General features: G+C 63.3%; 23 protein-coding genes. 14 read left to right on the top strand and 9 right to left on the bottom strand.

Annotation, left to right across the window (positions count from 1 at the left end; genetic code table 11):
- The 4 genes from secA to J4F42_07575 form a co-directional block, all read left to right on the top strand.
- The coding region (gene secA / locus J4F42_07560; GenBank protein ID MCE2485354.1) for a preprotein translocase subunit SecA at positions 1 to 2861 on the top strand (2861 nt) is incomplete at its 5' end.
- 9 nt (positions 2862 to 2870) lie between these two features.
- Positions 2871 to 4079, top strand: a complete 1209-nt coding sequence (gene argJ, locus J4F42_07565; GenBank protein MCE2485355.1) for a bifunctional glutamate N-acetyltransferase/amino-acid acetyltransferase ArgJ — start codon at positions 2871 to 2873, stop codon at positions 4077 to 4079.
- Positions 4080 to 4089: 10 nt separating this feature from the next.
- Complete coding sequence (locus J4F42_07570; GenBank protein ID MCE2485356.1) at positions 4090 to 5214, top strand: amidohydrolase; 1125 nt, start codon at positions 4090 to 4092, stop codon at positions 5212 to 5214.
- 18 nt (positions 5215 to 5232) lie between these two features.
- Entirely contained in the window at positions 5233 to 5991 is a 759-nt protein-coding gene (locus J4F42_07575; protein MCE2485357.1) for a hypothetical protein, read from the top strand.
- Between the two features lie 52 nt (positions 5992 to 6043).
- Here J4F42_07575 and J4F42_07580 read toward each other — a convergent pair whose 3' ends face one another.
- Both J4F42_07580 and J4F42_07585 read right to left on the bottom strand, forming a co-directional pair.
- Complete coding sequence (locus J4F42_07580) at positions 6044 to 7774, bottom strand: amidohydrolase family protein (GenBank protein MCE2485358.1); 1731 nt, start codon at positions 7772 to 7774, stop codon at positions 6044 to 6046.
- Between the two features lie 53 nt (positions 7775 to 7827).
- Complete coding sequence (locus J4F42_07585) at positions 7828 to 8715, bottom strand: VOC family protein (GenBank protein ID MCE2485359.1); 888 nt, start codon at positions 8713 to 8715, stop codon at positions 7828 to 7830.
- Between the two features lie 152 nt (positions 8716 to 8867).
- Here J4F42_07585 and J4F42_07590 point away from each other — a divergent pair, with 152 nt between their 5' ends.
- Both J4F42_07590 and J4F42_07595 read left to right on the top strand, forming a co-directional pair.
- On the top strand, positions 8868 to 9680 hold the full coding sequence (locus J4F42_07590) for a Dabb family protein (GenBank protein ID MCE2485360.1): 813 nt from the start codon (positions 8868 to 8870) through the stop codon (positions 9678 to 9680).
- A 260-nt stretch (positions 9681 to 9940) separates the two neighbouring features.
- Positions 9941 to 10759: an alpha/beta hydrolase gene (locus J4F42_07595; GenBank protein MCE2485361.1), complete on the top strand. Its 819-nt coding sequence runs from the start codon at positions 9941 to 9943 to the stop codon at positions 10757 to 10759.
- Between the two features lie 44 nt (positions 10760 to 10803).
- Here J4F42_07595 and J4F42_07600 read toward each other — a convergent pair whose 3' ends face one another.
- Positions 10804 to 12318 carry an amidohydrolase family protein gene (locus tag J4F42_07600; protein ID MCE2485362.1) on the bottom strand — a complete coding sequence of 505 codons (1515 nt, stop codon included), beginning with the start codon at positions 12316 to 12318 and terminating at the stop codon, positions 10804 to 10806.
- A gap of 135 nt (positions 12319 to 12453) precedes the next feature.
- Positions 12454 to 13410 carry an alpha/beta hydrolase gene (locus J4F42_07605; protein ID MCE2485363.1) on the bottom strand — a complete coding sequence of 319 codons (957 nt, stop codon included), beginning with the start codon at positions 13408 to 13410 and terminating at the stop codon, positions 12454 to 12456.
- Positions 13411 to 13544: 134 nt separating this feature from the next.
- Between J4F42_07605 and J4F42_07610 the strand changes: the two genes are divergently transcribed.
- The 3 genes from J4F42_07610 to J4F42_07620 all read left to right on the top strand — a co-directional run bounded on the left by J4F42_07610 (position 13545) and on the right by J4F42_07620 (position 16168).
- On the top strand, positions 13545 to 13877 hold the full coding sequence (locus tag J4F42_07610) for a hypothetical protein (protein ID MCE2485364.1): 333 nt from the start codon (positions 13545 to 13547) through the stop codon (positions 13875 to 13877).
- Positions 13878 to 13948: 71 nt separating this feature from the next.
- Positions 13949 to 15388 carry an amidase gene (locus tag J4F42_07615; GenBank protein MCE2485365.1) on the top strand — a complete coding sequence of 480 codons (1440 nt, stop codon included), beginning with the start codon at positions 13949 to 13951 and terminating at the stop codon, positions 15386 to 15388.
- A 24-nt stretch (positions 15389 to 15412) separates the two neighbouring features.
- Positions 15413 to 16168, top strand: coding sequence for an alpha/beta hydrolase (locus J4F42_07620; GenBank protein ID MCE2485366.1), 756 nt, complete (start codon positions 15413 to 15415; stop codon positions 16166 to 16168).
- Between the two features lie 17 nt (positions 16169 to 16185).
- Here the strand turns inward: J4F42_07620 and J4F42_07625 are convergent, their stop codons facing one another.
- Complete coding sequence (locus tag J4F42_07625; GenBank protein ID MCE2485367.1) at positions 16186 to 16455, bottom strand: hypothetical protein; 270 nt, start codon at positions 16453 to 16455, stop codon at positions 16186 to 16188.
- Positions 16456 to 16522: 67 nt separating this feature from the next.
- On the opposite strand from J4F42_07625, the gene J4F42_07630 reads away from it, so the two are divergent.
- From J4F42_07630 to J4F42_07640, 3 genes are all read left to right on the top strand, one after another.
- Complete coding sequence (locus J4F42_07630; protein MCE2485368.1) at positions 16523 to 17827, top strand: spore maturation protein; 1305 nt, start codon at positions 16523 to 16525, stop codon at positions 17825 to 17827.
- Positions 17828 to 17873: 46 nt separating this feature from the next.
- Complete coding sequence (locus J4F42_07635; protein MCE2485369.1) at positions 17874 to 18641, top strand: sulfite exporter TauE/SafE family protein; 768 nt, start codon at positions 17874 to 17876, stop codon at positions 18639 to 18641.
- 82 nt (positions 18642 to 18723) lie between these two features.
- Positions 18724 to 19821: a PA0069 family radical SAM protein gene (locus J4F42_07640; protein MCE2485370.1), complete on the top strand. Its 1098-nt coding sequence runs from the start codon at positions 18724 to 18726 to the stop codon at positions 19819 to 19821.
- 36 nt (positions 19822 to 19857) lie between these two features.
- On the opposite strand, the gene J4F42_07645 is transcribed toward J4F42_07640, so the two are convergent.
- The 4 genes from J4F42_07645 to J4F42_07660 form a co-directional block, all read right to left on the bottom strand.
- Positions 19858 to 21150 (bottom strand): hypothetical protein, encoded by a 1293-nt coding sequence (locus J4F42_07645; protein MCE2485371.1) that lies wholly within the window; start codon positions 21148 to 21150, stop codon positions 19858 to 19860.
- Between the two features lie 22 nt (positions 21151 to 21172).
- Complete coding sequence (locus J4F42_07650; GenBank protein ID MCE2485372.1) at positions 21173 to 21916, bottom strand: methane monooxygenase/ammonia monooxygenase subunit A; 744 nt, start codon at positions 21914 to 21916, stop codon at positions 21173 to 21175.
- A 27-nt stretch (positions 21917 to 21943) separates the two neighbouring features.
- Positions 21944 to 22756, bottom strand: a complete 813-nt coding sequence (locus tag J4F42_07655) for a hypothetical protein (GenBank protein MCE2485373.1) — start codon at positions 22754 to 22756, stop codon at positions 21944 to 21946.
- 105 nt (positions 22757 to 22861) lie between these two features.
- Positions 22862 to 23167, bottom strand: coding sequence for an antibiotic biosynthesis monooxygenase (locus tag J4F42_07660; GenBank protein MCE2485374.1), 306 nt, complete (start codon positions 23165 to 23167; stop codon positions 22862 to 22864).
- Positions 23168 to 23302: 135 nt separating this feature from the next.
- On the opposite strand from J4F42_07660, the gene J4F42_07665 reads away from it, so the two are divergent.
- Both J4F42_07665 and J4F42_07670 read left to right on the top strand, forming a co-directional pair.
- A complete protein-coding gene (locus J4F42_07665; protein ID MCE2485375.1) occupies positions 23303 to 24172 on the top strand; it encodes an enoyl-CoA hydratase in 870 nt (289 codons plus the stop codon).
- Between the two features lie 2 nt (positions 24173 to 24174).
- Entirely contained in the window at positions 24175 to 25149 is a 975-nt protein-coding gene (locus J4F42_07670; GenBank protein MCE2485376.1) for an aldo/keto reductase, read from the top strand.
- The last annotated feature ends 7 nt before the right edge of the window (positions 25150 to 25156 follow it).

The following is a 25156-nucleotide window of genomic DNA, read 5'->3' on the forward strand; positions in this document are numbered from 1 at the left end:
ACGGGACGAACAACGAGTTCGGGTTTGACTATCTGCGCGACAACATGAAGTTCAGCAGCGAGGACTCCGCCCAGCGCGAACTCCATTTCGCAATTGTCGACGAGGTCGATAATATCCTGATCGATGAGGCGCGCACGCCGCTGATCATCTCCGGCCCGGCCGAGGAATCGACCGAAAAATACTACGCCCTGAATCGGGTCATCCCCCGGCTGCAAAAAGATCTCGACTACGCCATCGACGAAAAACAGCGCAACGCCACCCTGACCGAAGAGGGGGTGTCCAAGGTCGAGCGCATCCTGCGGGTCAAAAATCTGTACGACCCGTCTGAAATCGGCACCCTGCACCACGTGAACCAGGCCCTGCGAGCCCACGCCCTGTTCAAGCGCGATGTCGATTATGTGATCAAGGACGGCGAGGTCATCATTGTCGACGAATTCACCGGCCGCCTGATGCCCGGCCGGCGCTGGTCCGACGGACTCCACCAGGCGGTTGAGGCCAAGGAAGGCGTGCGCATCCGTCAGGAAAACCAGACCCTGGCGACGATCACCATCCAGAACTATTTTCGCATGTATCACAAGCTGGGCGGCATGACCGGCACGGCCGATACCGAGGCGGTGGAGTTCAAAAAGATCTACAGCCTCGATGTGGTCGTCATTCCGCCCAACAAGGGCATGTCGCGCCAGGACTTCCCGGATGTGGTGTACAAAACCGAGCGCGAGAAATTTCAGGCCGTTGCCGATGAGATCGCCGAGTGTCACCAGCGCGGCCAACCGGTACTGGTCGGCACCGTGTCGGTCGAAAAATCCGAGCGGCTCGGCAAGCTGCTCAAAAAGAAGAACATCAAACACAACGTCCTGAACGCGGTCAATCACGAGGCCGAGGCCAATATCATCGCCCAGGCCGGCCGTTTTAGCGGGGTGACGATCGCCACCAATATGGCCGGCCGGGGCACCGACATTCTGCTCGGCGGCAACCCCGAGTTTCTGGCCCGGGTCGAGATCGAAAAAAACTGGCTGAAAAAAGCCGCGCCGGCCCACACCAAGACCAAGAGCTATGAGGAGAGTCTGGAAGAGCTGCGCGAGGCCTACAACGCCGCCCTGACCAAGGCGCGTCAGCGCTACGAGCCGGCCTGGAAACCCCACGAGGAGGCGCGCAACGCGGCCCTGTCGCGTCTGTCCGAGACCTACCGACCCTTCCTCCACGCCTCCCTGCAACACGCCCGGGCGACCTATCAGGGTCTGACCGCCCAGCTTGATTTTGCGACCGACACGCCCGCTATGGATGCCCTCGAGCACTACACCCAGGCGTGTGAGACGTATGAACACGCCCTGACCGAGTATGACAAGGTCGTTGGGCCGTGTCTGCCCGAAGAGCGACGTGAGGAGTATGAGACGGTGTGTGCCGATTACGCCGGGCTATTGGCCGAAGGCGTGTCAGATCAGACGGCCGACCGTCTCGAGCTGCTGCGCGGCCGCTACGAGCGTATGCTCGACGAGTACGGCCAGGCGATTGTGCGGGTGGCCGAGATCGCGCTGAGCGACAATGGCGAGGTCAGCCAGCAGTTTGAGCAGGCCCAGCGGGCGCATGAGGAAGCCCAGCAGGCGTATGATGCAGCCGATCAGCTGTACGAAGAAAAACGCCAGCCCTACGAGGCGGCAGTGGCCGAGGCCGAGCGGGTCTACGAAGAACAGCGCCGCGAGCGGGTCAAGGTCGTCGAGGAAGTCCGCGAGCAGCTCGAAAAGTCGCCCGAGGTGTACCAGCACGCTTTTGACGCGGCCCAGGCCAGCTACCAGGAGACGTGTGCCGAAGAGCGCGACAAGGTCGTGGAGGCCGGCGGACTGCACATCCTGGGGACCGAACGGCACGAGGCGCGGCGCATCGACAACCAGCTGCGCGGCCGGGCCGGCCGACAGGGCGACCCCGGCTCGTCGCGCTTCTATCTGTCGCTGGAAGACGATTTGCTGCGCATTTTCGGGGCCGACCGTATCCAGGGCATCATGGACCGGCTGGGCATGGAGGAGGGCGAGCCGATTGAACACAGCCTGGTCACCCGGGCCATTGAGAACGCCCAGGGACGGGTCGAGGCGCGCAACTTTGATATTCGCAAACACCTGCTCGAGTATGACGATGTCATGAACAAGCAGCGCGAGGTGATCAACGACCAGCGCCGCACCTTTCTGACCAGCGAGGACCTGTCGGCCGAGGCCCTGGAGATGATTGAGGACACGGCCGAAACAACCCTGGGTTTCTACCTGTCCGACGATCTGCCGCCCGAAGAGTGGGACTGGAAGGCGCTGGACGACGCCCTGTTTCGGCAGTTCAACTTCCGGCTGTCGCCGAGCGAGGAAGACAAGCGGAACGCCGACCCCGACGACTTGCGCCAGGACATCCACGACCGGGTTCTGGCCATCTACCGCGAGCGGGAGGAAAACTTCACCCCGTCGGTCCTGCGCTATTTGGAGAAGGTCATTCTGCTCCAGACCATGGACGCCCTGTGGAAAGACCATCTGTTGTCCATGGATCACCTCAAAGAGGCTGTTGGACTCAGGGGCTACGGGCAGAAAAACCCCCTCCAGGAATACCAGAAAGAAGGCTTTGCCCTGTTCGAGCAGCTCCACGACCGGATGCGAACCGAGGTGGTGGAAAAACTGTTTACCGTCCAGATCGCCCGTCAGGAAGACGTCCAGAAGATGGAAGCCCGTCAGGCCGAGCCGCGTCGTCCGCTTAGCATGAGCCACGGTCAGGACCCCCAGCCGTCAGCCCCGGCCAAACAGGTGCGCAGAAACGAGGCCAAGGTCGGGCGCAACGAGCCGTGTCCGTGCGGCAGTGGCCGCAAATACAAGAAGTGTCACGGGGCCTAGGAGGGCGGCATGCGGGTCAAGGTCGAAAAAAAACCGGTGGTAGTGCCCGGCTTTCGTTTCAGCGGCGTCTCGTGCGGCATCAAGCCGAGCCGGAAAAAGGATCTGTCCCTGATCGTGTCGGACCGTCCGACCACGGCTGTCGCCGCCTTTACCACCAATCAGGTCAAGGGCGCGCCGGTGCTGGTCGGCCTGGAGCGGATGAAGCGTGGCCAGCTCCAGGCCGTGGTGGTCAACAGCGGGATTGCCAATGTCTCGACCGGTCAGGCGGGTCTGCGTCTGGCCCACAACATGTGTCGTCTGGTCGGCCGCCAGCTGGGCATTGACGACGGGCTGGTCCTGCCGTCGTCGACCGGCAAAATCGGCGTCCTGCCGCCGTGGGAAAAAATGCGGCCCGGGATTATCGAGGCGTGCGGCACGCTCTCGCCCCGGGGCTTTTGGAACGCGCTGTCGGGCATGATGACGACCGATGCCTTTCCCAAGGCTGCGGTCCGTCAGCTGACGCTTGGCGGCCAGACCGTGACCCTGGCCGGTCTGGCCAAGGGCGCGGGCATGATCAACCCCAATATGGCGACCATGCTGTGCTATGTCGTGACCGATGCTGCGGTCGAGGCCGACGCCCTGCGCCGGACCCTGGACATGACCCTGGGCGATTCGTTTAACGCCATCAGCGTGGACGGGGATACCAGCACCAGCGATACACTGGTGCTGATGGCCAACGGCCTGGCCCACAACCGGCCGGTCACACAAGCCGGCCGCGACTTCCGGGCCTTCAAGACCGCCGTCGGTGAGATGCTGTGCGAGCTGGCCCGGATGTGCGTCAAGGACGGCGAGAGGGCGACCCGGGTGGTTGATATTGTTGTCCGGGGCACCCGAACGGACGAGGACGCTCGGAAGATCGCCCGGACCGTGGCCTACTCCCCGCTGGTCAAGACCGCCTTTTTTGGCGGCGACCCGAACTGGGGGCGGATTGCGTGTGCGGTGGGCTATGCCGGGGTGCGGCTGGATCAGCACAAGCTGAATATCCGGGTCGGGGATGTGTTGATTGGCCGCAACGGTATGAGTACCGGTTCGGACAACGAAAAGCGGGCGGCGGCGGTCATGCAACAGCCCGAGTTCTCTATCGCCATCGACCTGCGCGGGGGCAAGGGCAGGGCCCATGTGGTGACGTCCGATCTGTCCACCGGCTATGTCCATTTCAACTCGGCCTACTCAACCTGAGGAGACGCGCATGAACGCTCAGCCCAAAATCATCGACGCCGACGGCCACATCGTCGAGCCGCCGGCCCTGTGGCAGGAGTATGTCGAACTCGCCTTTCGTGACCGCATTCCGCAGGTCGTCAAAGACGACGCGGGGATCGAGCGGCTGAAGGTCGAGGGCCGCATCCTGCCCCGCAGCCCGATGATGATTGCCGCCATGTGCATCCCCGGCGGCCTGAGTCAGCCCGAGCGCGCCCGCCAGCTGTCCTGGGAGGATTTGCGGCCGGGCAGCTTTGAACCCGACGCCCGGATCAAGGACATGGACGAGGACGGCATTGATGTCTCCATCCTCTACCCCTCGCTGGGTCTGGCCTACGGCGCCCTGCGCGACCCGGAGCTGGCCGCGGCAGCCTGCCGCGCCTACAACAACTGGATGGCCGACTTCTGCCGCCCGTATCCCGACCGGCTGTACAACATCGCGCCGGTCCCGCTGGTCGATGTTGAGGCGGCCATCCGCGAGATGCGCCGGGTGGTCAAAGAGCAGGGGGTCAAGGCGATTACGATTCGGCCCAACCCGCATAACGACCGGCGCCTCAATGACCCGGCCTATGATCGGCTGTGGGCCGAAGCCCAGGACCTGGACTGTACGGTGGCGATTCACAGCGCGGTGATCGGTGAGCTGCCCACGGCCGGGTTTGACCGCTATCCCGACTTCTTCCAGCGCATGATCATCGCCCACCCGTTTGAGCAGCAGATGGCGTGCATGGATCTGTGCTGCGGCGGGGTGCTGGATACCTACCCCAGGCTGCGCATCGCCATCCTTGAGTCGGGCGGCGGCTGGCTGCCGTACTGGCTGGCCCGGCTGGACGAGTTCGCCGAAAAAATCGGCCACATGCTGCCGCCCCTGCGTCTCAAACCCAGCGAGTATTTCTACCGCCAGTGTTTCCTGTCGTGTGAACCGGATGACGTGGCGCTCAAAACCGCCACCGCCCTGGGCACCGACCAGGTCTTGATGTGGGCCTCGGACTACCCGCACTTCGACTGCGTGTTTCCGGGCGTGGTGGATGAACTCAAGGAGCACTGCGCCACGCTCCCGGACAGCGCTCAGGCCAACATCATGAGCGACAACGCGGCCCGCTGCTACGGTCTGCACTGACAGACGAGGAGTTCCGGTATGCAAGACCAGACCGCCCTGATCGACGCCTTATACACCGGACGCCGGGATGGCGTCGCCGCCTCTGGACTCGATCCTGTCCAGTGCAGTTTAGAAGAAGCGCTCGGCATACAGCTGGGGGTGCTGGAGCGCTTTACGGCCGGCGGCGAGCAGCTCGGGGGCTGGAAAGTCGGCCTGACGTCGGGCAGGGCGCGCGACCGGATGGGCGCCGGCTTCCGGCCGTTCGGCTATATTCTGCGCAGCCGCATTGTTGAGGCCGGCTCGGCCCTGCCGCTGGCCACTATCCTCAACTGCCAGCTGGAACCGGAGTTGTGTCTGATTGTCGGTTCGGCGCTGTCCGGGGAGAACGTGAGCGCGGCCGAGGCCAAGGCTGCGGTCCGGGCCGTGGCTCCGGCGTTTGAGATCAACGAAATCCGGCTCGGGGCCGACACCGGCCAGGCAGCGCTGCTGGCCGACGGTCTGGCCCAGTGGGGCATTGTCCTCGGTCCCCCGGTCGCAGTCCGCGACGACCTGGTTCATACCACGGTTGAATTTTCCCGGGACGGCCGGCTGGTTGAGACCAAGACTCCCGGCCGGAGCATGGATGACCCCTACCTGTCGCTGGCCCGCCTGTGCCGGCTGCTGCACGCCTATGGCCGTGGCTTAGAGCCCGGACAGCCGGTGATTACCGGCTCCTTTTGTCACCATGCCATCACCCAGCCGGGCAGCTACCGGGCGTCTTTTTCCGATATTGGCGACGTGTCAGTACGCTTTGTGTAGAACAGGGGAGGGCGGTCAGCCCTCCCCGTGGCCAAAGAATCCGGACTGAGGCTCAGGCGGCCCGACCGTGGCGCAGCAGCTTGCCCGGCGTGTCGCCGCTGCACTTGCCGTCGGCAAAGGTCTCGACCCCGTTGACGAGAATCGACCGGTAGCCGCGCGAACGCTGGACCCGCCGCCACTCTCCGCCGGGCAGATCGTAGGCGATCTCGCCGATCCAGTCCGGCTCAATGCCCAGACCGTCCAGCTCGTAGACCACCACGTCGGCGGCCGCACCCTCGCGCAACACTCCGCGGTCACGAAACCCGGCCGCATGGGCCGGCAGGGCCGACAGACGGTAGTGAGCCTCTTCGAGGCTGATCTTCTGCTCGTCCCTGACCAGCCAGCTCAGAAAGTCGGTCGTGAACGCCCCGCCGGTGAAGAACTTGGTGTGTGCCCCGCCGTCCGACACGCCCGGAAAAGTATACGCCGAGTCGGTAATGATCTCGGCGTTGAACTCGGCGTTGAACTCCGGTTCGGGCTGCAGAAACTCGGCCTTGAGATCGGTGGCCAGGGACAGGTCGAGCATCACATCGACCGGGTGTTTGTGCTCGGTCTCGGCGATCTCGCCTACAGACCGGCCGACGTAGTGTTCCAGCTCCGGTGTGTTGGCCACCGACTGGACCAGCAGGCGGGGCAGGCGGCCGCCGATGCCGGCCGCGTTGCGGTCCAGGGCTCGCATCGCCTTGTCGCTTTTTGCCGCCTGGCGCAGCTGGGGATCGCGCATCTTGGCCGCCCGCTCGTCCTTGCTGCCGGTCAGCATGTCGCGCCAAGCTGCAGACACGTCATACAGATTCCAGTGTTCGAGGCTGAAGGCAAAGCCGCTGCGCACGGTCGCGCCCTGGCCAAAGATAGGCAGGCCCTTGGCCCGCATGCGCTCCAGCCAGGCCAGGCTCTTGCGGTGCGGGTCCGGGTTGCGTTTGCTGGCCGCAATCGCGTTATGCAGAATCGGCCGCTGGGCCGCTGAGGCCAGTTTTTCCAAAAACGCCAGGTCGTCCTTGATATGACCGGTCGCCTGGGTGATCTGGATAAAACCGGCATCGCGCTCGCGCAGCACCCGGGCCAGATTCAGAATGTCCTCGTCGACCATGGTGTCGGTGACCATGGGCGTACCGTCGTAGTCGGCCTGACCCGAGTGCCAGCCCAGGCGCTGAATTGAAAAACCGCACAAACCCGCGTCCATGCCCTCGGCCAATAGCTGGCGCATCCGGCTGCGTTCGGCCTCGGTCGCCGGCCGGGTTTTGGCCGCCTCCAGGCCCATGACGTAGGTCATCAGCGAGGCGGTCGGCATGTACTGGATGCAGTTCACACCCTTGGGAGCACGGTCGAGCGAGTCCAGATACTCAGGAATCGTCTCCCAGTCCCAATCCATGCCGGCTTCCATCGACACATACGGAATGGCCTCGGTGCGGGTCATGGTCAGCATCGAGCGCTCGCGAAAGTCGGGCTGACACGGGGCAAAGCCGAAACCGCAGTTGCCCAACACCAGCGAGGTGACGCCGTGCCAGCCCGAAATGGTACAGTAGGGATCCCAGCGGATCTGGGCGTCATAGTGGGTGTGGAGGTCGATAAAGCCCGGCGCCACGATCAGCCCGTCGGCGTCAATGACCTGTTTGGCAAAGCCGGGCGCGCGTCCGCCAATCTGGGCGATTTTGCCGTCCCGAATCCATACGTCGGCCCGGAAGCGCGGGACGCGTGTGCCATCAACAACTGTGCCGCCTTTGATCTGGATATCAAAATCTGCCATGGGGGTGTCCTCCTGCGGATGATGCGTCTCCTGAAAAGTATGCTGGAGCGGGCTCAGGCGCGCGGGTCGTTCGGCAACTGGCGCTGGGTAAAGCCGACCAGCATGCCAAACGCCTGATCGGTCCCCAGCACGATGGTGTCCGGGCCGTCGGCCGCCGGCCGGTGCTGGCGAGCAGTCAGAAAGTCCCGAGCTTGGCCCAGGTCGCGGGTCTTGAAGATCAACGAATAAATCCCCTCGCCGTGGGTGTCCAACTCCTGGCCTTCCGGGCTGTCTGGCGACAGGGGTTCGGACAGCTCGACGACGGTATCTTCGCCAACCGCCACAAACGCGCTGTGCTTGCGCCCGGCGACCGTCTCCTCGTGCAGCAGGCTGGCGCCCAGCACCTCGCAGTACAGCTGTTTGGTCTTGGCCAGACTGCCGACCACCACGCCGATGTGGGACGCGCCCTCAATGCCGAGCGGGTGCTCGCGCCACGGCTGACTCGACCAGGCGGGCTTGAGGCGCGGGTCGGGAATATAGTCGCCCGACAGGGCAAACTCCAGCTGGCCCGAGGTCTCTTTGGGGTGGGTCCAGATCGCGGCCGTCTTATCGGACGGCTTGACCATTTTACCGACGAGGTTGAACAGCCGAAATCCTGCCGCGTCGAGCCGTTCGGAGATGGCCTGCACGTCGTCTACATACCAGGCGATGGAGTGGAAGTGCTGGCCAAAGCGATCATGGAATTTTTTAACCGACGGGTTTTTGAGCGGCTCGACCTGGGCCGGCATCATGGGTTCCATGATGACATCCCCGATGGCGATGAGCGAGGCGTTGCGCCCAGCCAACTCCTCATAGCCGTTGTAGAACCGCTCGACCGCAAACACCTCGTCGTACCAGCGGTCAACCGCTTCGAGGTCGTCCACCACATGGGTGAGATGGAACAGCTTGCCTATGCTAAACATGGTCGCCCCCTTATGCGTGTGTGGCCCGATCATAGCCCGCCCGCCCCGGCGTGGTAAAGAGCAGACCCGGAGGCTTCGGATAGACGACGGCCGAGCGGCTGTGCTACACCGCAATCCATTAATCCATTCCGCGCTGTGTTGAGGAGAAGCTGATGTATTGCTTGCTGCGCCTGTGGGTGTATGGGCTCGTTATCCTGGTCTCGGCTTCGGCGCAGGCCCAAGGCGTACTGGAGATTCCTGGCAACGGAGGCAAACTCTCGGGGCTTGGACTCATCTCGGGCTGGAAGTGCAACGCCGGGACCCTGACGGTCAGCCTTGATGGTGGGGAGCCCATTCCCCTGACAGCGGGGCAGCGGCGTGACGATACCCGGTCAGTATGCGGCACAACGCATACCGGCTTTCATGCCCCTATCAACTGGGCGCTGCTCGGCGATGGCCAACACACGGCCGTGGTCTACGATGACGGTGTGGAGTTTGCCCGCAGCACGTTTGAGGTAGCGACCACGGGAGAGGAGTTTGTGACGGGGGCGAGCGCCTGGGTCCGGGCACCGGATTTTCCCGCGCCCGGGGAGACCACGCGGTTTGAGTGGAACGAGAGTACGCAACACCTGGAGATGGTACGGACGCCTGAGGGTGAGGAACTGGTCGAGAGCGTACAACACCTGGTCATTGTCTGGCTCAAAGAACCTGCCAGTGCCGAGGCTCGCCAGAAGGTGATAGCGACTTCATACGGTTTTGCCGAGATTCCCGGCGTGCTGCGCGTCAGTGCCGGGCCGAGCTTAGCGAGCGCGCGGGATGTTGTTGACAGTTCGTATGACGTTGGGGTGGTGATTACCGTGAGGGACCAAGCTGCGCTGAACGCGTATCTGGAGCATCCCAAACACAAACAAGCGGTTCAAGAGGTGTTAGGGCCTTTGGCACAAAAGATCATAGTGTACGATTTTGTTGTATCAGCTCCGAAGTAAGGCGGATGTCTCTGGCCGCCGCGGCCTCTGAGACCGCTCTTTGCAGCGACCGCGTGCGAAGGTTTGTCTCTGTGGCGAGATCGACCGGCCCAGGCCATGGCCAACGCTCCGTCGGCCAGCACTTTGTCGGCGGCTGGCCTGATGGGTGATGGCTGGAAACGAGTCAATGCCGATGATCGGGTGAATGGACGGCCAGGCCAGTGAGACATTCACCATTGTAGCTGCGCTTCTCAACGCTTTTACGGAGTAAGGAGGACGGTATGCCGACGGTGACAGCCAATAGCTGTGAGATGTTTTACCAGATTGACGACTTCACCGATCCGTGGCGGACCGATACCGAGACGGTGTGGCTGCAACACGGCGTCGGCCGCAGCACCAGGTTCTGGTATCAATGGGTGCCCGGTCTGGCCGGCCAGTATCGGGTCATTCGGCGCGATATGCGCGGCCACGGCCAGTCGGCTGACCCCGGACCGGACCACAGCTGGTCGCTCGACGAGCTGGTGACCGATATGCATGACTTCATGGACACGCTCGGTCTCGACCAGGTCCATTACGTGGGCGAATCCATCGGCGGCATCCTGGGCGTACTGTTTGCCTCCCGCTGGCCGGAGCGCCTCAAGAGCCTCACGATTTGTAACTCGCCGACCACGATCCGTCCCTCGGGTACGCAGGCTCTGTCGAGCCAGGACGGCAGTGTGAACCGGACCCTGGCCCGCGACGGCTCAAAGGGCTGGGGCCGCCTGCTGATCGAAAACAGGATCATCAGCGGTAAGAGCCCGGCTCACACCGAGTGGGTCCTGGACGAGTGGGCCAAGACCCCGACCCACGTCTTGCAGGGCATCACACGGACCCTGGATGGCGCGGATACCGCACCGCTGCTGCCCCAGGTCAGCGTCCCGACCCTGATCCTGGCCCCGGCCCACAGTCCGATTACCCCGCTGGCCGACCAGCTGTCGATGCGTACCGGGATTCCCAACGCCCGTATCACGGTGGTGGAAGGGCCGGGCCACGAAATTTATGTGGACGAGCCGCAGCAGTGTTTGCGGGCTGTGCAGGATTTTCTGGCTTCGCTGGACTGAAGGGCAGGACGGGACGCCGGGCACTGACGGTGCCCGGCAGGAGCTTACTTGGCCGGCTGAGCGGTCTGCCCGGTCGCACTGAGCCCGACCGACGGGCCGGCCAGCAGGGCCGCGGCCTCTTTTTCGACAACCGTGCCCTTGAAGAAGTCCGGGTTGCTCTCGGCCCAGAAGCGGACTGGGTTGGTGAACACAAAGTCCCGGAAATTGTCCGCGTTCATCAGCCCGTCGTCGACCAGCTCGTGAGCCTCGTGCAAGACGCCGGCCATGTCCTGGACATCGAAGTGACCAACGTCCGAGCCGAACAGGGCGTGCAGCTGGGCCGAGAACGGATTGCTGGCGGTGTTGAAGGCCCAGGCGTTCATGCGGTCGTCGGCCTCACACCCGAAATAGAAGTTCTTGACAAAGAGTTCTTTGAAGTCCTCTTTTTTGTCGATCCGGCAGGCGGCGTAGTCGTCGAGGTTGCCGATCCCGCCGACATCCACCGCCGCCTTGGGCGGCATGGCCGTGTCGAACATGGCCTCCCGTTCGCGCATGGCGCTGAGCATGTCTTCGTGCCCGTAGGCTTCGGCCAGTTGCAGGAGCAGCTTGCTGTCCAGATTTTTGGGATCAACCTCGTCCAGGGCGTCGAGCTTGCGCTTTTCCCAGTGTTCGATGAGGTCGGCGTACAGCTGGCAGGCCCAGCCCACCCCGCCCTCCAGGAAGGCGAACTTCAGGCTGGGGAAGCGCCGGGTCACGCCGCCCAGAAACAGGGCCTTGCACACCGCCTCGTTGGCAACCGCAAAGTGGCCGATATGGTTGTAGCAGAAGTTGGACGGCGAGACCCGCAGGCCAAAGCCGCGCGAGCCGGAGTGAAAGCTGGGAGCGACCTTGAGTTCCACGCATTTGGCCCACACCGGGTCGTAGTCGTACACGCTGTCGAGACCCAGGACGTCTCGCCAGGTGGCAACCTCGGCCGCCTCGGGGGTCTGCTCGGCCACAGCCTCAATCGGCCGGGCGATCAGGCTGCCCAGCATGACGACCTTGAGGCCGAGCTGTCGAACCGCGTGCTCCAGCTCTTCAATCGCTTCCTCGGGGGTGTGCATGGGAATCACCGCCGACGGCGTCAGCCGATCCGAGAACGGCCCGAAGTAGTCGGCGCTAAAGGTGTTGAAGGCGCGGCAGGCGGCTCGCCGGGCCTCGGCGTCGGGCACCAGCGGCAGACCCAGACCGGCGGTGGGATAGAGGACGCTGAAGTCGATGCCGAGTTCGTCCAGCCGTTCATTCATCAGCTTCGGCATCATGGCGGTGGCCCGGTCGCGGGTGTTTTTGGTCGGCAGCGCCCAAAAGGCCTGCTGGGCGGTCCGGTGGGCGGTCCGCTCGGCAACCGACATGGCGAGTTGGTTCTGGACCAGCTTGGGAAACATCGAGAAGCCCTCGACCGCCTTGTCGCCGCCTATCTTGCGCAGCTGGCTTCTGATCAGGGGACCGAATTCCAGCCAGTGGCCGTCGGCATCAACAACCGGATGGGACAGGTTGGCTCGAATGTTGGCCGACGATGCGGCATGACCGTTGGTACTCATACACAACCTCCTTATGACCGTGTCATGGTCCAGCCAGGATAGGAATTTTCTCTCGACTTTTCAACAAAGTGGACGATGATAAGCATCTGCCTGAGAAGAAATCATCGTCCATTTTGACGTTGACGTTCAAGCGACTCAGGCGAAGGGTTTCAAAAAGTCGATCAGGGCCGCGTTGACCTCGGCCGGTTTCTCCATCTGGACCCAGTGGCCGGCGCCGTCGATCAGCACCTTGCCGCGCAGGTCCGAGACAAACGAGTCCATCAGGTCGAGCAGCCCACCGCCGGCAAAGGACAGCACCAGGTCTTTCTTGCCGGCGATGAAAAACGCCGGCGGTTCGACCTTGGCCTCGGCCAACTGGGGGGTGATTTCGAGGTTGCGGTCGATGTTCCGGTACCAGTTGATTGGTCCCCGAAAGCCGCTTTTTTTGTACTGCGCCTCGTAGTAGTCGAGGTCTTCGGCCGTCAGCCACGGCGGCAGGCTGGCCGGGTCGGGCAGGCCGTCGAGGAAACCCGCGCTGGCCGGCTTGTGGGTAAACCACACGCCCTCGGGCGCGTCGCCGGACGCCACATAGTAGGTCACGCGCAGTGATTTGCGGATGTCGGTCTCCAGCTCCGCCTCGGCCACCCCGGGCTGCTGGAAATAGACGATATACCAGAAATTATCGCCGAAATTTTCCTGCCGGGTCATCACTCCGACCTGGCCCCGGACATACGGGACGCTCATGCCGACCACGGCCCGCACCCGCTCAGCGTGCAGCAGGGCGGTGTGCCAGGCCACCGGCGCACCCCAGTCGTGGCCGACCACCACAAACCGCTCGTGGTCCAGGGCGTCGGCAATGCCGACCACGTCCTTGGTCAGCTCGACGATATTATACGCCTCAATGGCCTCGGGCCGGTCGCTGCCGCCATAGCCGCGCTGGTCCGGCACCGCGACCTGAAAGCCGGTCTCAACCAGCGGATCGATCTGGTGACGCCACAAATACCAGCACTGGGGGAAGCCGTGGAGAAGAATCACCAGCGGTCCTGTGCCCTCAACAACGGTCCGTAGCCGAATGCCGTTTGTCTCAATCAGCTGAAAATTTCGTTCTGTCATCGCTCTGCTCCTTCCCGTTTTTGGCCCTTACCAAGCCCTTGCGGCCAGACTAGTCAGGCGTGTGTGTGTAGCATATAATCCTGCCTCCGCCCACCGGCTATACGGGGCGAGATTGATAGAATGGAGAGACAGATATGCGACTGGGAAAACTTGGCAGAGCCATTTCAGCAGGACTGATGTTTGGTGGCCTATTGTTCCTGGCGGCTTGTCCGGGAGACTTGGAACACGCGGCAGAAGAGGCGACAAAAGCGGATACCGCAGGACCGGAAGGCACCCTTGATGAGTGTCTGGAAGGCTGCCAACAGACCGCCGACAAGCAGGAAGCGGACTGTATCGCACAGCTGACAGAGGAGGAGAAAGTCGATAAAACGTCCTTTGAGAGTCCGTATCTCGCCTGCCAGAACGACGCCCGAGGCGATCTGGCCGGCTGTCAGGTCGAGTGTAACGTGAGCTTCCGTGGACGCTAGAACTCGGCGAGCCGTGGCCAAGAGCGGCGGAGTCGTCGGTCTGCCTGAGGCTGGCTGAAGAGGAGCACTCCATGTCTGAATTTGCGTATGCGACCGCCATCGAAATCGCGCAAAAGATCCGTCAGCGGGAGGTGTCGAGCCGTGAGGTGCTCGACGCGCTGCTGGAGCGGGTCGACAGGCTCGATAAACCGATCAACAGCGTGGTGACGCTTGATGCCGAGCGCGCCCGCTCCGAAGCCGATGCGGCCGACGCGGCCCTGGCCCGGGGCGAGGTCCGGGGACCCCTGCACGGCGTCCCCATGACGGTCAAAGACTCCTTTCAGACAGCGGGGATGCGCACCACCTCGGGGGCTCCCGAGCTGTCGGACTTCGTGCCCGAAGAAGACGCCTGGCCGGTGGCCCGGCTGCGCGAGGCCGGAGCCGTCATTTTCGGTAAGACGAATCTGCCGATCTACGCCGGAGATCTGCAGAGCTACAACGAAGTCTTTGGCACAACCAATAATCCCCACGATCTGGGACGCACCCCGGGCGGCTCGTCGGGCGGCTCGGCCGCAGCCCTGGCGTGCGGGTTTACGCCCCTGGAACTGGGGAGTGACATCGGCGGCTCGATCCGCCTGCCGTCGCATATGGCGGGCGTGGTCGGACACAAGCCGAGCTACGGCATCGTGCCCGCCCACGGCCAGATTCCAGGCCCGCCCGGAACGCTGACCCTGGCCGATCTGGCCGTTGCCGGTCCCATGGCCCGGAGCGTCGAAGACCTGGAACTGGGGCTCGACATCATGGCCGGGCCGAATCGCTGGGAGCGGCCGGCGTGGCGGCTCGAACTGCCGCCGGCCCGGCATCAGCAGCTCAAGGACTACCGGGTGGCGGCCTGGTTGGACGATCCCCGCTGCCGGGTTGAACCGGGGGTCAAGGCCCTGCTCGAGTCTGCCGCCGGTCGGCTGGCCGACCAGGGGGTCCGCCTCGACACCCAGGCGCGGCCCGATTTTTCTCTGGAAAAAATCGCCACCACGTTTCAGGCCCTGCTGCAGGTCGCGCTGTCGGGCGGCGTTCCCCGCGACAAAATCGAGCTGTACGCGACCGCGTCGGGCGACACGAGTATTGACCGCACCCGGCGGTTCATGGCCATGCGTCACCGCGAGTGGCTGAGCTATAACGAGCGGCGCATGCAGCTGCGCAAGCGCTGGGAAGAGTTTTTCCAGAACTGGGACGCCCTGCTGCTGCCGGTCATGCCGTGTGCTGCCATCCCGCACGATCATTCCGAGCCCCAGGCCGGACGCACCGCCACGGTTGACGGCCAGGCGTATCCGTACTGGGATCTGATCACCTGGATGGCGCCGGCGGGTGCCTGTTACCTGCCGGTGACGGTTGTCCCGGTCGGGTGTCTGGACAACGGCCTGCCGGTCGGCGTGCAGATTGTCGCTCCCTATCTGGAGGATCGGACCAGCCTGGACCTGGCCAGGCATGTGTTGGCGCTGACGGGCGGCTGTCCCCGTCCGGCGGGGTTCTGAGACGGCGTTCAACACGGAGCAGGCATGGCCGGCTCGATTCTCGATCATCCGATTATTGCGAGTCGGTATTTTTTCCCCCAGCCCGCGACTCTTGCCGAACCCTACTGGGTCACAGCGGCCGATGGGAGCCGGCTGGCGTGCAGCTATTCCCCGGTCCATCCCGAGGCCAAGACGGTGGTGTATTTCCACGGCAACGGAGAGGTGGTGGCCGATTATCTGCCCGGCTTTGCCCAGTGGTTCAACCGGGCCGGCTACAACCTCCTGCTGGCCGAATACCGTGGCTATGGCATGTCGAGCGGCACGCCCGCGCTGGCCGGCATGCTGGACGATGTGGTGCCGATTATTGACAGTCTTGAGACGCCGGACGAAAAGCTGGTCCTGTTCGGCCGTTCGATCGGCTCCTTGTACGCCACACATGGAGCTGCCCAGCGTCCAAAAATCGGCGGCCTGATTATCGAGAGCGGTGTGGCCGACCTGGCCCAGCGGTTTTTCCTGCGGGTTCAGGCCCAGGAACTCGGCGTGTCGGCGGCCGAGGTGACGGATGCGCTCAACACCGCTTTTGATTACCGCCGTAAACTCGGCGTCTTTGCGGGAAAGACCCTGGTCCTCCACGCCCGTTTTGACGAGTTGATCGGCAGCGAACATGCCGAAATGCTGCACGCCGCAGCTCGGGAACCAAAACAGCTCACGATCTTTGCCCAGGGCGGCCATAACGACATTTTCTACCGCAATCAGGCCGAATACCAACGGCTGGTCGAAGCCTTTCTCAAAACCGTCTAGCCTGTCGTGTGACGTGCTCAGAAGGCGGTGCAGTGCGTTGTGGTGGGAGGAGTCCGCTCACAGGCCAGCGAATCGGTGACTCCCGAGGCGAGCAGGGCGCAGGCGTTGGTGATTGCCGCTCTGAGCGCTTCCATTTCGCTCGCTCCGTCAACCGTCCGGCAGTCTTGTGCCCCCCGGAACTGCATGCACACCTCGCACCGATAGCCGCCAACCTGAAAGCTGGAATACACCACCAGGGCGATCAGGGCGATCAGGGCTGCCGCCGCTATCCAGGTCGTCTTTTTCATACTAGGCTCTATTCTAGCCTGGGTGACGCAACACATAAACACGCCCATATGAAAGAGGAACCTTCGCATGAACTGGATCTGGCTCGGACTCGTTGTCGTGTCTGTCATCGCGGCCGCCTTTAACGGCACGATGGCAGCCGTGACCACGGCCTCAATAGACTCGGCCAAGTCGGCCGTCAGCCTGGCCCTGGGTCTGGTCGGGGTGATGGCCTTTTGGCTGGGCCTGATGCGGATTGTCCAGGAGGGAGGCTTGCTGCATACGCTCGCCCGGGCCTTGCGGCCGCTGATGGTGCGACTGTTTCCCGATGTCCCGGCCGAGCACCCGGCCATGAGTGCGATGATCATGAACATGGCCTCAAACATGCTGGGGCTGGGCAATGCGGCCACTCCCTTCGGCATCAAGGCCATGCAGGAGTTGGACCGGCTCAACTCTCAGCCCGGCGTTGCTACCAACGCCATGGCGCTTTTTCTGGCGATCAACACCTCAAGTCTGGCGCTGGCACCGCTGGGGGTGATTGCGCTGCGCGCCTCGCTGGGCTCAAACGATGCGGCCGGCATCTGGCTGCCGACCCTGTTTGCTACCTCGCTCTCGACCCTGGTCGGCATTGCGGCTGCAAAACTCTTGCAGCGGGCCGTGCCGGTCGGACCGGCGGCGGGCTCGTCCGCGACCACCGTCTCCGGCCCGAACCAAGCTATGCCGCTCCCGGATCAGGATGATCTCGGCGCCGACCGACCGACCTCGCGGCCGGGCTGTCTTGCCGCCCTGGCCACGCTGGCCGCGTTGGGCCTTGGCTTTGTGCTGCATCTCCGGGCCAGCCTCGCCACCGGCCTGTCGGTCGGGGAGGTACTGCGGGATGCCGTCTCCACCTGGCTGCTGCCGGTCCTGATCGTGTTGATGCTGGTGTATGGCATGGCCAAAAGGGTGGCCGTGTATGACGCCATGATTACCGGCGCGAAAGAGGGCTTTCAGGTCGCGCTCAGGATCATTCCGTTTTTGGTCGCCATTATCGTTGCGGCCGGCATGTTCCGGGCCTCGGGCCTGCTCGACGCTATTATTGCCGTTGTCGGCCCGGGGCTCAGCCTGATCGGCTTTCCGGCCGAAGCCCTGCCCATGGCCCTGCTGCGTCCGCTGTCTGGCTCTGGCGCCTACGGCATTATGGCCGAGATCATACAGGCCGAGGGGCCGGACAGTCTGGTCGGCTATCTGGTGTCTACGCTTCAGGGCAGTACCGAGACAACGTTCTATGTTTTGGCCGTCTACTTTGGCGCCGTCGGCGTCACGCGGGTGCGTCACGCCCTGGCCGCCGGTCTGACGGCCGACCTGGCCGGCATTATCGGGGCGCTTGTGGCGGTGCGTTGGCTGGTGGGCTGAGACGCCGCGCCGCTTGACACCGGCCGGGAAGAGAGGATCGTGCGCCTTGCCTGACCCAAGCCCCTGGCTGTATTACGCCGTCGGGGCTGTCGCAACGCTTATCATCGGGATTGGTAAAGCCGGCTTCGGCGGTGGGGTTGGTCTTGTGGCCGTTCCCCTGTTGGCCCTGGTGCTGCCCATTGACACGGTCCTCGGCGTGCTGCTGCCGCTGCTTATCGTCGGTGACATCCTCAGCATCGGTCACCACTGGGGCCGCCAGTCGCGCCCCCACGTCCGTTGGCTGGGAGCGGGCTCAGTCTGCGGCTTCTGTCTGGGGGCGGTCCTGCTGAGCTATTTGCGCTACAGCCCCAATTTCATTCCTCTGCTCACCCTGAGCGTGGGCGGCATCTGTCTGGGGTTTATCGGCCTTCAGGTCTACCGGCTGGTGGGTGGCAGGCTGACGCGCTTTCCTGACCATCCGGTTGCCGGCGGCTCGGTCGGGCTGCTGGCCGCCTTTGTCTCGACTCTGGCTCATGCGGCCGGTCCGCTGGTGAGTTTGTATCTGCTCGAACAGCGGCTGGACAAATACCAGATCGTGGCGACCAATCTGGTGGTCTTTTTTGGGGTCAATCTGGCCAAGCTGGCCACCTATGTCGGACTCGGCTTGATCAACGCAGCCAGCCTGGTCGAGTCGCTGATTTTTTTGCCGTGTGTGCCAATCGGCACCGTTCTCGGTGCCAGGCTGCACGCCAGTATCCCAGAGCGGCCGTTTATGGCGGTCTTGTACATTGGCGCGGCGCTGGCGGCCGCCCGCCTGATCTATGGGACGCTCTGATATGCCGGTGGAATGCGAACGCGGACATGTATGACATCAACCTATGGCGAAAATAAGGCGAAAATGCTAGGCTGCCTGGCATATGGAAAGACATTCCACCAGTCGGCTCAAGGGGCGTGGCACGCCCCGCAATCCGACCAATCGCTTTGAGACCATAAGCTACCAACCTGATCCTGCCGATCCTGATGGGCTGGATTCAGGACCGGACCAGCCCAGTCCGAAAACCCGCCTGCTGCGTGACCCCTCGCGGACCATCCTCAGCTACAACACCAGCCCGGATGTCGGCTTTCGGGTCAGCCTCAACCCCTACCGCGGCTGTGAGCACGGCTGCATCTACTGTTACGCCCGACCGACCCATGAGTGGCTCGGACTGTCTGCCGGGCTGGACTTTGAAACGAATCTGCTGGTCAAACACGACGCGCCCCAGCTGCTGGATAAGGCTCTGGCCGCACCGTCCTGGCAGCCCCAGCCGATCTTTTTCAGCGGCATCACCGACGCCTACCAGCCGGTCGAGCGCCGGCTTGAGCTGACCCGGAGTTGCCTCAGGGTGCTGGCCGCCTATCGCAATCCGGTCAGCATTGTGACCAAGAGTGGTCTGGTGAGCCGCGACCGTGACCTGCTGGCTCAACTGGCCGAAGATCGGGCCATCCTGGTGTGTCTATCGCTGACCACGCTGAACGCCGAGCTGGCCCGGCGTCTCGAACCGCGGGCCTCGACCCCGACGCGTCGTCTGGCCGCCATTACCGCGCTGGCCGAGGCCGGCATTCCGGTTGGGGTGATGATCGCCCCGATCATCCCCGGGCTGACCGACCACGAGATTCCGGCTCTGCTCAAGGCTGGCGCCGAGGCTGGGGCGCAGTTTGCCGGCCATACCATTGTGCGGCTGCCGTATGGCGTGGCTGAACTCTTCGGCCAGTGGCTGGAAGACCACTATCCCGAGCGGAAAAACGCTGTCTTGAACCGGATTCGCTCAATACGGCGCGGAAAGCTGAACGACGCGCGGTGGAAGACCCGGATGCGGGGGGAGGGGGTGGTGGCCGAGCCGATTCATGGCCTGTTCAGCGTCATGAGCCGCAAAGCCGGCCTCGACCGCCCCTTTCCCCAGCTGTCCAGCGCCGCCTTTCGGCGGCCCGGTCAGGCGCGTCAGCTGGCTCTGTTTTCGACGAGACAGAAAACCTGAGCTATCGCAGTTTCACCAGGGCGGCGACTCAGGAGTTCAGGGCGTGAAATCCACCTGCAGGTTGGCGTACACCTCATTCGCACTGCGGACCAGCTCCCACGGGACGCCGGGCGCCTCGCGGTCATTGCTGTGCATGACCAGGGGCAGAGCCTGACCGGCCGGCGGCTGGGGCTCGACAAACACCAGGGTCCCGGCCGCGCTGAGCTGGGGTTGGTCAAAGGCGATAAACCGGTCGCGGTCCCAGACGCTGTCCTGCATGGTCAGAGTCAGCAGGCTTGTCTGGCCCGGCTGGATCAGGCCGCTGGGCTGGACGTCCATGAGCAGCGCTCTACCCTCGGGATCGGGATATGCTCCCAGGCTGTCCCGGTTGACAAAAGACAGATAGCTGGTGGTGAATTTTCGCAGCAGCACGGGGGAGTCGGCCAGATTCGTTACCTCGACCTGTACGCGTAGAGCCCGGCTGGTCGGCTGGTAGCGCATCTCCTTGATCGTCGTCTGCACGGCCCCGGGCAGAGGCTGGGAGTCCGGCAGATTCCACTCTCTGGGGGTCTGATGCGGAATGGTCGGCGGCATGTTGGCGTTGGTGGTCCACAGGCCACCGATCAGCACGGCTGCCAGGGCTGCACCGAAGACCCCCGCGACCCTTTTATCCCGCCGGCTGAACTGTTCCTCATCCACCCCTTCGAGCAGCAGCATGTGGCGGACCAGGAGCGGTTTTGTCGCCCAATAGACCAGCCAGGCCACACCCAGCAGGCCAAAAGCCAGATGCCAACCCAGAATCCGGCCAAAGCCGAAGTGTTCCAGATCAATCGTCTCGCCGGTGGCCGACAGCCGGACCTGGTAGCTCGGCGGGCTGTCGCCGGGCTCGACCTCGATCCACTTGGCCGGACCGACCAGGCCGCCCGTGCCGGCCAGGTTGATCATGGGGTGGACGTGGTAGCGTCCGGGCTGGCGGGCCTGGAGCACGAGCCGAAAATCGTACAGTCGGCCGATCTCGATATGAAAGGCGTTCTGGATGAAGCGGCCGTTGATCCAGCGCTCTTTGGTCGCCAGCTTGGGACCCGGCACCAGAATCCCGATCCAGCTGAGTTCCGGCTCGGGCAGGATCCGGGGCCAGGATTCCATCATGCGGAATTTTCCGCTGAGGGTCATGGTTTCGTTGACCTTGAGCCGGTCGTGGGAGAAGCTGACGTTGAAAAATGCCAGGCCGCGCATGCGCACAAAGGGTTCCAGATTGTGCTCGCCGTGGGCGGACAGCGGCGTCGGTGTGCCGATCAGCAGGCTCAGCCCCAGGGCGGCTGCGATCCAGATGCGTGCAACGCTGGCCATGTCTGCCTGCTCGTCCGGGCTGTCAGGTCTGTTTGAGGATTTTTCTGGTCGGCAGCACGCCCAGGGCATGGCCCAGCAGGATGCCGAGCCAGTAGACCAGGGTACAGGTGACGCCGGCCATGAACACGCTGATCCAGATCCGCTGGCCCAGAAAGGATTGCAGGGTGCCAACGTCGATCCGACGCAGATACTCGGGCGTTTGAGGCCGGATGAAGTAGTAGCCCATCAGATCGGCGACCGTAAAGGTCTTGCCGAACAGGCTCAGGGGTTGCAGAAACGGCATCAGCATGAGCCAGTTGACCGCGTAGAACAGAAAGCCCCACAGAAAACCGCCAATCAGGCTGGTGACCAGATAGCTCCGGCTCCAGAACAGGGTCAGGTCGAGAATCATGGCCAGCGGGATGGTGGTCGATGGCCAGACAAAATTGAGCGGGTAGTCCTCCAGGCCGTGAAAGCTGAACACCCGGCTGAGCCACGCCCCGATCAGAACGAAGACCGCGGCAAAGGTCGCGCCCAGGGGCAGCCGCAGATAGTGCCAGGCCAGGTAATGGCCGACCGAGGTGACCAGCAGGGCCGAGGCCGGCCCGACGATCGGCCACCACAGTTTGTCTTTCCAGTCAACCCAGAAGTCCCAGTCGCCAAAGTACAACATCCGGCTGACGTGGGGGATGACGGTAAAAAAGCCGACCAGGGCGAGGATCAGCATCAGGTCGAAGATCTTCGCCTCTTTCATCCGGCCCAGGGCGGTGATGTCCTGCGCGTTCATGCCAGCCGTCCGGCGACCGATACGGGACTAGGCCCGGGCAGACCGCTCTTCCGACACGTCGTCTGCGGCCGCCTGCTCGGCCATGGCCTTCAGGTTCTTGAAGATATGCGGCACGGTCATGAACAGCAGGGCAAAGCCGGCAAAAAAGAAATACGTCGCCCAGGCGAACGGGAAATGGTAGGGCTGGACGAACAGCTCTTCGGTGATCCAGCTGGAGTGGCCGAGTTCGTTAAAACTGACATTGGCCAGGAGCAGCCAGGCGCCGGCCGGGAAGAGCAGGTAGGAGATCGGCAGGCCCTTGCCGTTCTCCCCCACGTACAAATAGTGCAGCCGTTTATAGGCGTACCATGAACTCAGCCCGGTCATGATGATGAGCATCGGAAAAGTGAAGAAAAACAGGGGGATATGGCTCGGAGTAAAAGCCGTATCGCGGACCACGATCTGGTGCCAGGAGGCGTCTTGCTCGGCAAAATAGCTCACCCCAAAACCGAACATGGCGGCCACCACCACCGTTGCCCACAGCTTGCCGATATGGCTCAGTTCATGCTGAGCCAGAATGCGGTGGTGTTCCCGGCGCTGGGCTTCACACACCTGGCAGGGCTTGCGGTAAGCCATCCAGCCCAGCAAGCCGACCACGGCCAGAATGCCGAATTCGAGATACAGCAGACCCATCCAGTAGGTGGCAAACTCGGGCGTTGTGGCGTCCATGCCGACCGGAAACCACCACGCCTCCTGCCACAGCCGAATGCTGAGCTGGGCCAGCAGACCCAGGCTGACGCAGATGACCAGAAAGCGGACATACGGGATCTCTTCCCGAATCTCTTTGTGGCGAGCAAACATGGTGTCAACCCTCCTTGAACGCACACTGCCTGCCGTGTGTGTAGCACAGGCAGGTAGAGGAGAACAGCGGAAGTCGGGGCGGGTGTGAAACCTGCCCCCTATCGCTCAGGCGCTGAGCGGGTCTGCGGCGCTGACCGTATACTTCTTGGCCTCAACCGGGCCGGCCACCAGCCGGGGAATGGCCTTGATGAAGGTGGCCATGTGGTCGGTCTGCATATGCCGGGCGAGGGCTTCCTCAGACTCCCACTCCTCAAACACACGTATGAGGTTGGGATCGGCCAGATCGGCGTAGAACTGGTAGAACAGACACCCGTCTTCGGCCTGGGTGGCTTTTGCCATGTCAAGCGCCAGTTGGACGGCCTCGTCACGACTTTCGGCCTTGATCGGAATAGTTCCTGAAACAACAAGCATGTGCGTCCTCCCTGAGTACGATGTTGCCGCGATTATCGCAGCCCCGTCGGCCCGATGCAAACGCACGTGTTGGCGAGTTCCCAAGCGCGGTGTACACTGCGCCTGTCCGATTTTTGCCGTCCACCTGGAGGAGATATGAAAGAGTTTCGCAGTCTCTTGTACGAGAGTCCGGCGCCGCATGTGGCTCGGATCGTCCTCAACCGCCCCGAGACCCGCAACGCCCAGGATACCCGTCTGCTGTACGAGCTGAACCAGGCCTTTGATACGGCCGCCCAGGATGACGAGGTCAAGGTGATTATCCTGGCCGCCAACGGTCCCCACTTTTCGTCCGGCCACGATCTGCGCGAACCCAGGGCCTCCGAGGCTATGGCCGAGTTTGACACGGTCGGCACCTGGTGCGGCTTCACCTGTGCCGGCGCCGAAGCCCAGATGGCGCGCGAAAAGGAAATCTATCTGGGCTTTTGTGAACGCTGGCGCAATATCCCCAAACCGACCATCGCCGTGGTCCAGGGCAAGTGTATCGCCGGTGGCCTGATGCTGATCTGGCCCTGCGACATCATCATTGCCAGCGAGGACGCTCAGTTTGTCGATCCGACGGTCAGCTTTGGGGTAGACGGGGTCGAGTATTTCGCCCACCCGTGGGAGATGGGACCGCGCAAAGCCAAAGAATTGCTGTTTACCTCCGACTGGCTGTCGGCCCACGAGGCCAAAAGCATCGGCATGGTCAATCGGGTCGTGCCGCGTGAGCAGCTCGAACACGCCGCGCTGGAGATGGCGGCCAAAATTACCCCCAAGCCGCTGTTTGCCCTCAAGCTGACCAAGGAGGCGGTGAACGCGGCCGAAGATGCCCAGGGACGGGTGGCGGCCATGCAGACCTCATTCTCGCTGCACCAGCTGGCCCATACCCATAATCTGCACGTCCACGGCATGCTGATCGATCCGAGCGGCCTGCCGCCGGATACGGCCAAGGCGCTGCGGGCCAAAACCGACCAGAAAGCGAGCTAGGCATGCAATATCGTACACTTGGCAAGACCGGCCTGCGGGTTTCGGAAGTCACCCTCGGCGGTGGTGGCATCGGCATGGTGTGGGGCGAGACGACCGAGGAAGAATGTCTGGCGACCGTCAAAGCCGCAGTTGCCGCCGGCATCAACACGATTGATGTGGCTCCCGTCTACGGCAAGGGCACAGCCGAAGAGATTGTCGGCCGGGTCTTGCCCGAACTGGACGAGAGACCACTCATCGCCACCAAGGTCTTTCTCCAGCCTCGGGAACGGACCGATCTGGCCGGCGCCATTCGGCGTTCTGTAGAGGCCAGCCTGAGCCGTCTGGGCTGCGAGCGGATCGATATCTTCCAGCTGCACAACCAGATCGAGCCTGAGGAACCCAGCGCTCCGCTACGGCTCAGCCTGGACGAGATCCGCCGGCCGAATGGGGTGCTCGACACCTTACAACAGCTCAAGGACGAGGGCGTGGTCGGCGCCATCGGCTTCACCGGCATTGCCCGCCATGACGTGATCCAGGACCTGCTGTCCGAGGCCCGTTTGGAAACGGTCCAGCTGGTGACGAACATCCTGAACTCCGAGGGCGAGATGGGCGCGGCCGGTGACGGCGCCTACCGGGATCATCTCAAAATGGTGTGGGTCGCCCAGGCCAATGGGCTGGGGGTGTTTGGCATCCGACCGTTTGCCGCCGGCTCACTGACCGACGCCATCGACCGCTCCCTGCCCGACGACCACCCGGTCGCCGTCGACTTTGCCCTGGCCCATAGCGAACTCGGCTTTCTGACCGACCGGGACTCGCTGGCCGTGGCGGCTATGCGTTATGCGCTCAGTCTGCCCGGCGTCAGCACGGTTGTGACCGGAGCCAAAAATCGGGCCGAGTTGGCCGAGGCGATTGCCGCCACCCAGGCCGGGCCGCTTTCGACCGAGGTCATGGAGCGGATTGCCGAGCTGCAACAGACGGTCTTGAAACGCCCCGCTTGAGGCTGTC

The organism is Desulfurellaceae bacterium (genome assembly GCA_021296095.1).
In the GTDB taxonomy this organism is placed as follows: domain Bacteria; phylum Desulfobacterota; class Binatia; order Bin18; family Bin18; genus JAAXHF01.

What these genes read in the sequence shown, in the direction of transcription:
- argJ (MCE2485355.1), top strand. Translation starts at nt 2,871, where the DNA reads ATGCGGGTCAAGGTCGAAAAAAAACCGGTGGTAGTGCCCGGCTTTCGT.
- J4F42_07570 (MCE2485356.1), top strand. Translation starts at nt 4,090, where the DNA reads ATGAACGCTCAGCCCAAAATCATCGACGCCGACGGCCACATCGTCGAG.
- J4F42_07575 (MCE2485357.1), top strand. Translation starts at nt 5,233, where the DNA reads ATGCAAGACCAGACCGCCCTGATCGACGCCTTATACACCGGACGCCGG.
- J4F42_07580 (MCE2485358.1), bottom strand. Translation starts at nt 7,774, where the DNA reads ATGGCAGATTTTGATATCCAGATCAAAGGCGGCACAGTTGTTGATGGC.
- J4F42_07585 (MCE2485359.1), bottom strand. Translation starts at nt 8,715, where the DNA reads ATGTTTAGCATAGGCAAGCTGTTCCATCTCACCCATGTGGTGGACGAC.
- J4F42_07590 (MCE2485360.1), top strand. Translation starts at nt 8,868, where the DNA reads ATGTATTGCTTGCTGCGCCTGTGGGTGTATGGGCTCGTTATCCTGGTC.
- J4F42_07595 (MCE2485361.1), top strand. Translation starts at nt 9,941, where the DNA reads ATGCCGACGGTGACAGCCAATAGCTGTGAGATGTTTTACCAGATTGAC.
- J4F42_07600 (MCE2485362.1), bottom strand. Translation starts at nt 12,318, where the DNA reads ATGAGTACCAACGGTCATGCCGCATCGTCGGCCAACATTCGAGCCAAC.
- J4F42_07605 (MCE2485363.1), bottom strand. Translation starts at nt 13,410, where the DNA reads ATGACAGAACGAAATTTTCAGCTGATTGAGACAAACGGCATTCGGCTA.
- J4F42_07610 (MCE2485364.1), top strand. Translation starts at nt 13,545, where the DNA reads ATGCGACTGGGAAAACTTGGCAGAGCCATTTCAGCAGGACTGATGTTT.
- J4F42_07615 (MCE2485365.1), top strand. Translation starts at nt 13,949, where the DNA reads ATGTCTGAATTTGCGTATGCGACCGCCATCGAAATCGCGCAAAAGATC.
- J4F42_07620 (MCE2485366.1), top strand. Translation starts at nt 15,413, where the DNA reads ATGGCCGGCTCGATTCTCGATCATCCGATTATTGCGAGTCGGTATTTT.
- J4F42_07625 (MCE2485367.1), bottom strand. Translation starts at nt 16,455, where the DNA reads ATGAAAAAGACGACCTGGATAGCGGCGGCAGCCCTGATCGCCCTGATC.
- J4F42_07630 (MCE2485368.1), top strand. Translation starts at nt 16,523, where the DNA reads ATGAACTGGATCTGGCTCGGACTCGTTGTCGTGTCTGTCATCGCGGCC.
- J4F42_07640 (MCE2485370.1), top strand. Translation starts at nt 18,724, where the DNA reads ATGGAAAGACATTCCACCAGTCGGCTCAAGGGGCGTGGCACGCCCCGC.
- J4F42_07645 (MCE2485371.1), bottom strand. Translation starts at nt 21,150, where the DNA reads ATGGCCAGCGTTGCACGCATCTGGATCGCAGCCGCCCTGGGGCTGAGC.
- J4F42_07650 (MCE2485372.1), bottom strand. Translation starts at nt 21,916, where the DNA reads ATGAACGCGCAGGACATCACCGCCCTGGGCCGGATGAAAGAGGCGAAG.
- J4F42_07655 (MCE2485373.1), bottom strand. Translation starts at nt 22,756, where the DNA reads ATGTTTGCTCGCCACAAAGAGATTCGGGAAGAGATCCCGTATGTCCGC.
- J4F42_07660 (MCE2485374.1), bottom strand. Translation starts at nt 23,167, where the DNA reads ATGCTTGTTGTTTCAGGAACTATTCCGATCAAGGCCGAAAGTCGTGAC.
- J4F42_07665 (MCE2485375.1), top strand. Translation starts at nt 23,303, where the DNA reads ATGAAAGAGTTTCGCAGTCTCTTGTACGAGAGTCCGGCGCCGCATGTG.
- J4F42_07670 (MCE2485376.1), top strand. Translation starts at nt 24,175, where the DNA reads ATGCAATATCGTACACTTGGCAAGACCGGCCTGCGGGTTTCGGAAGTC.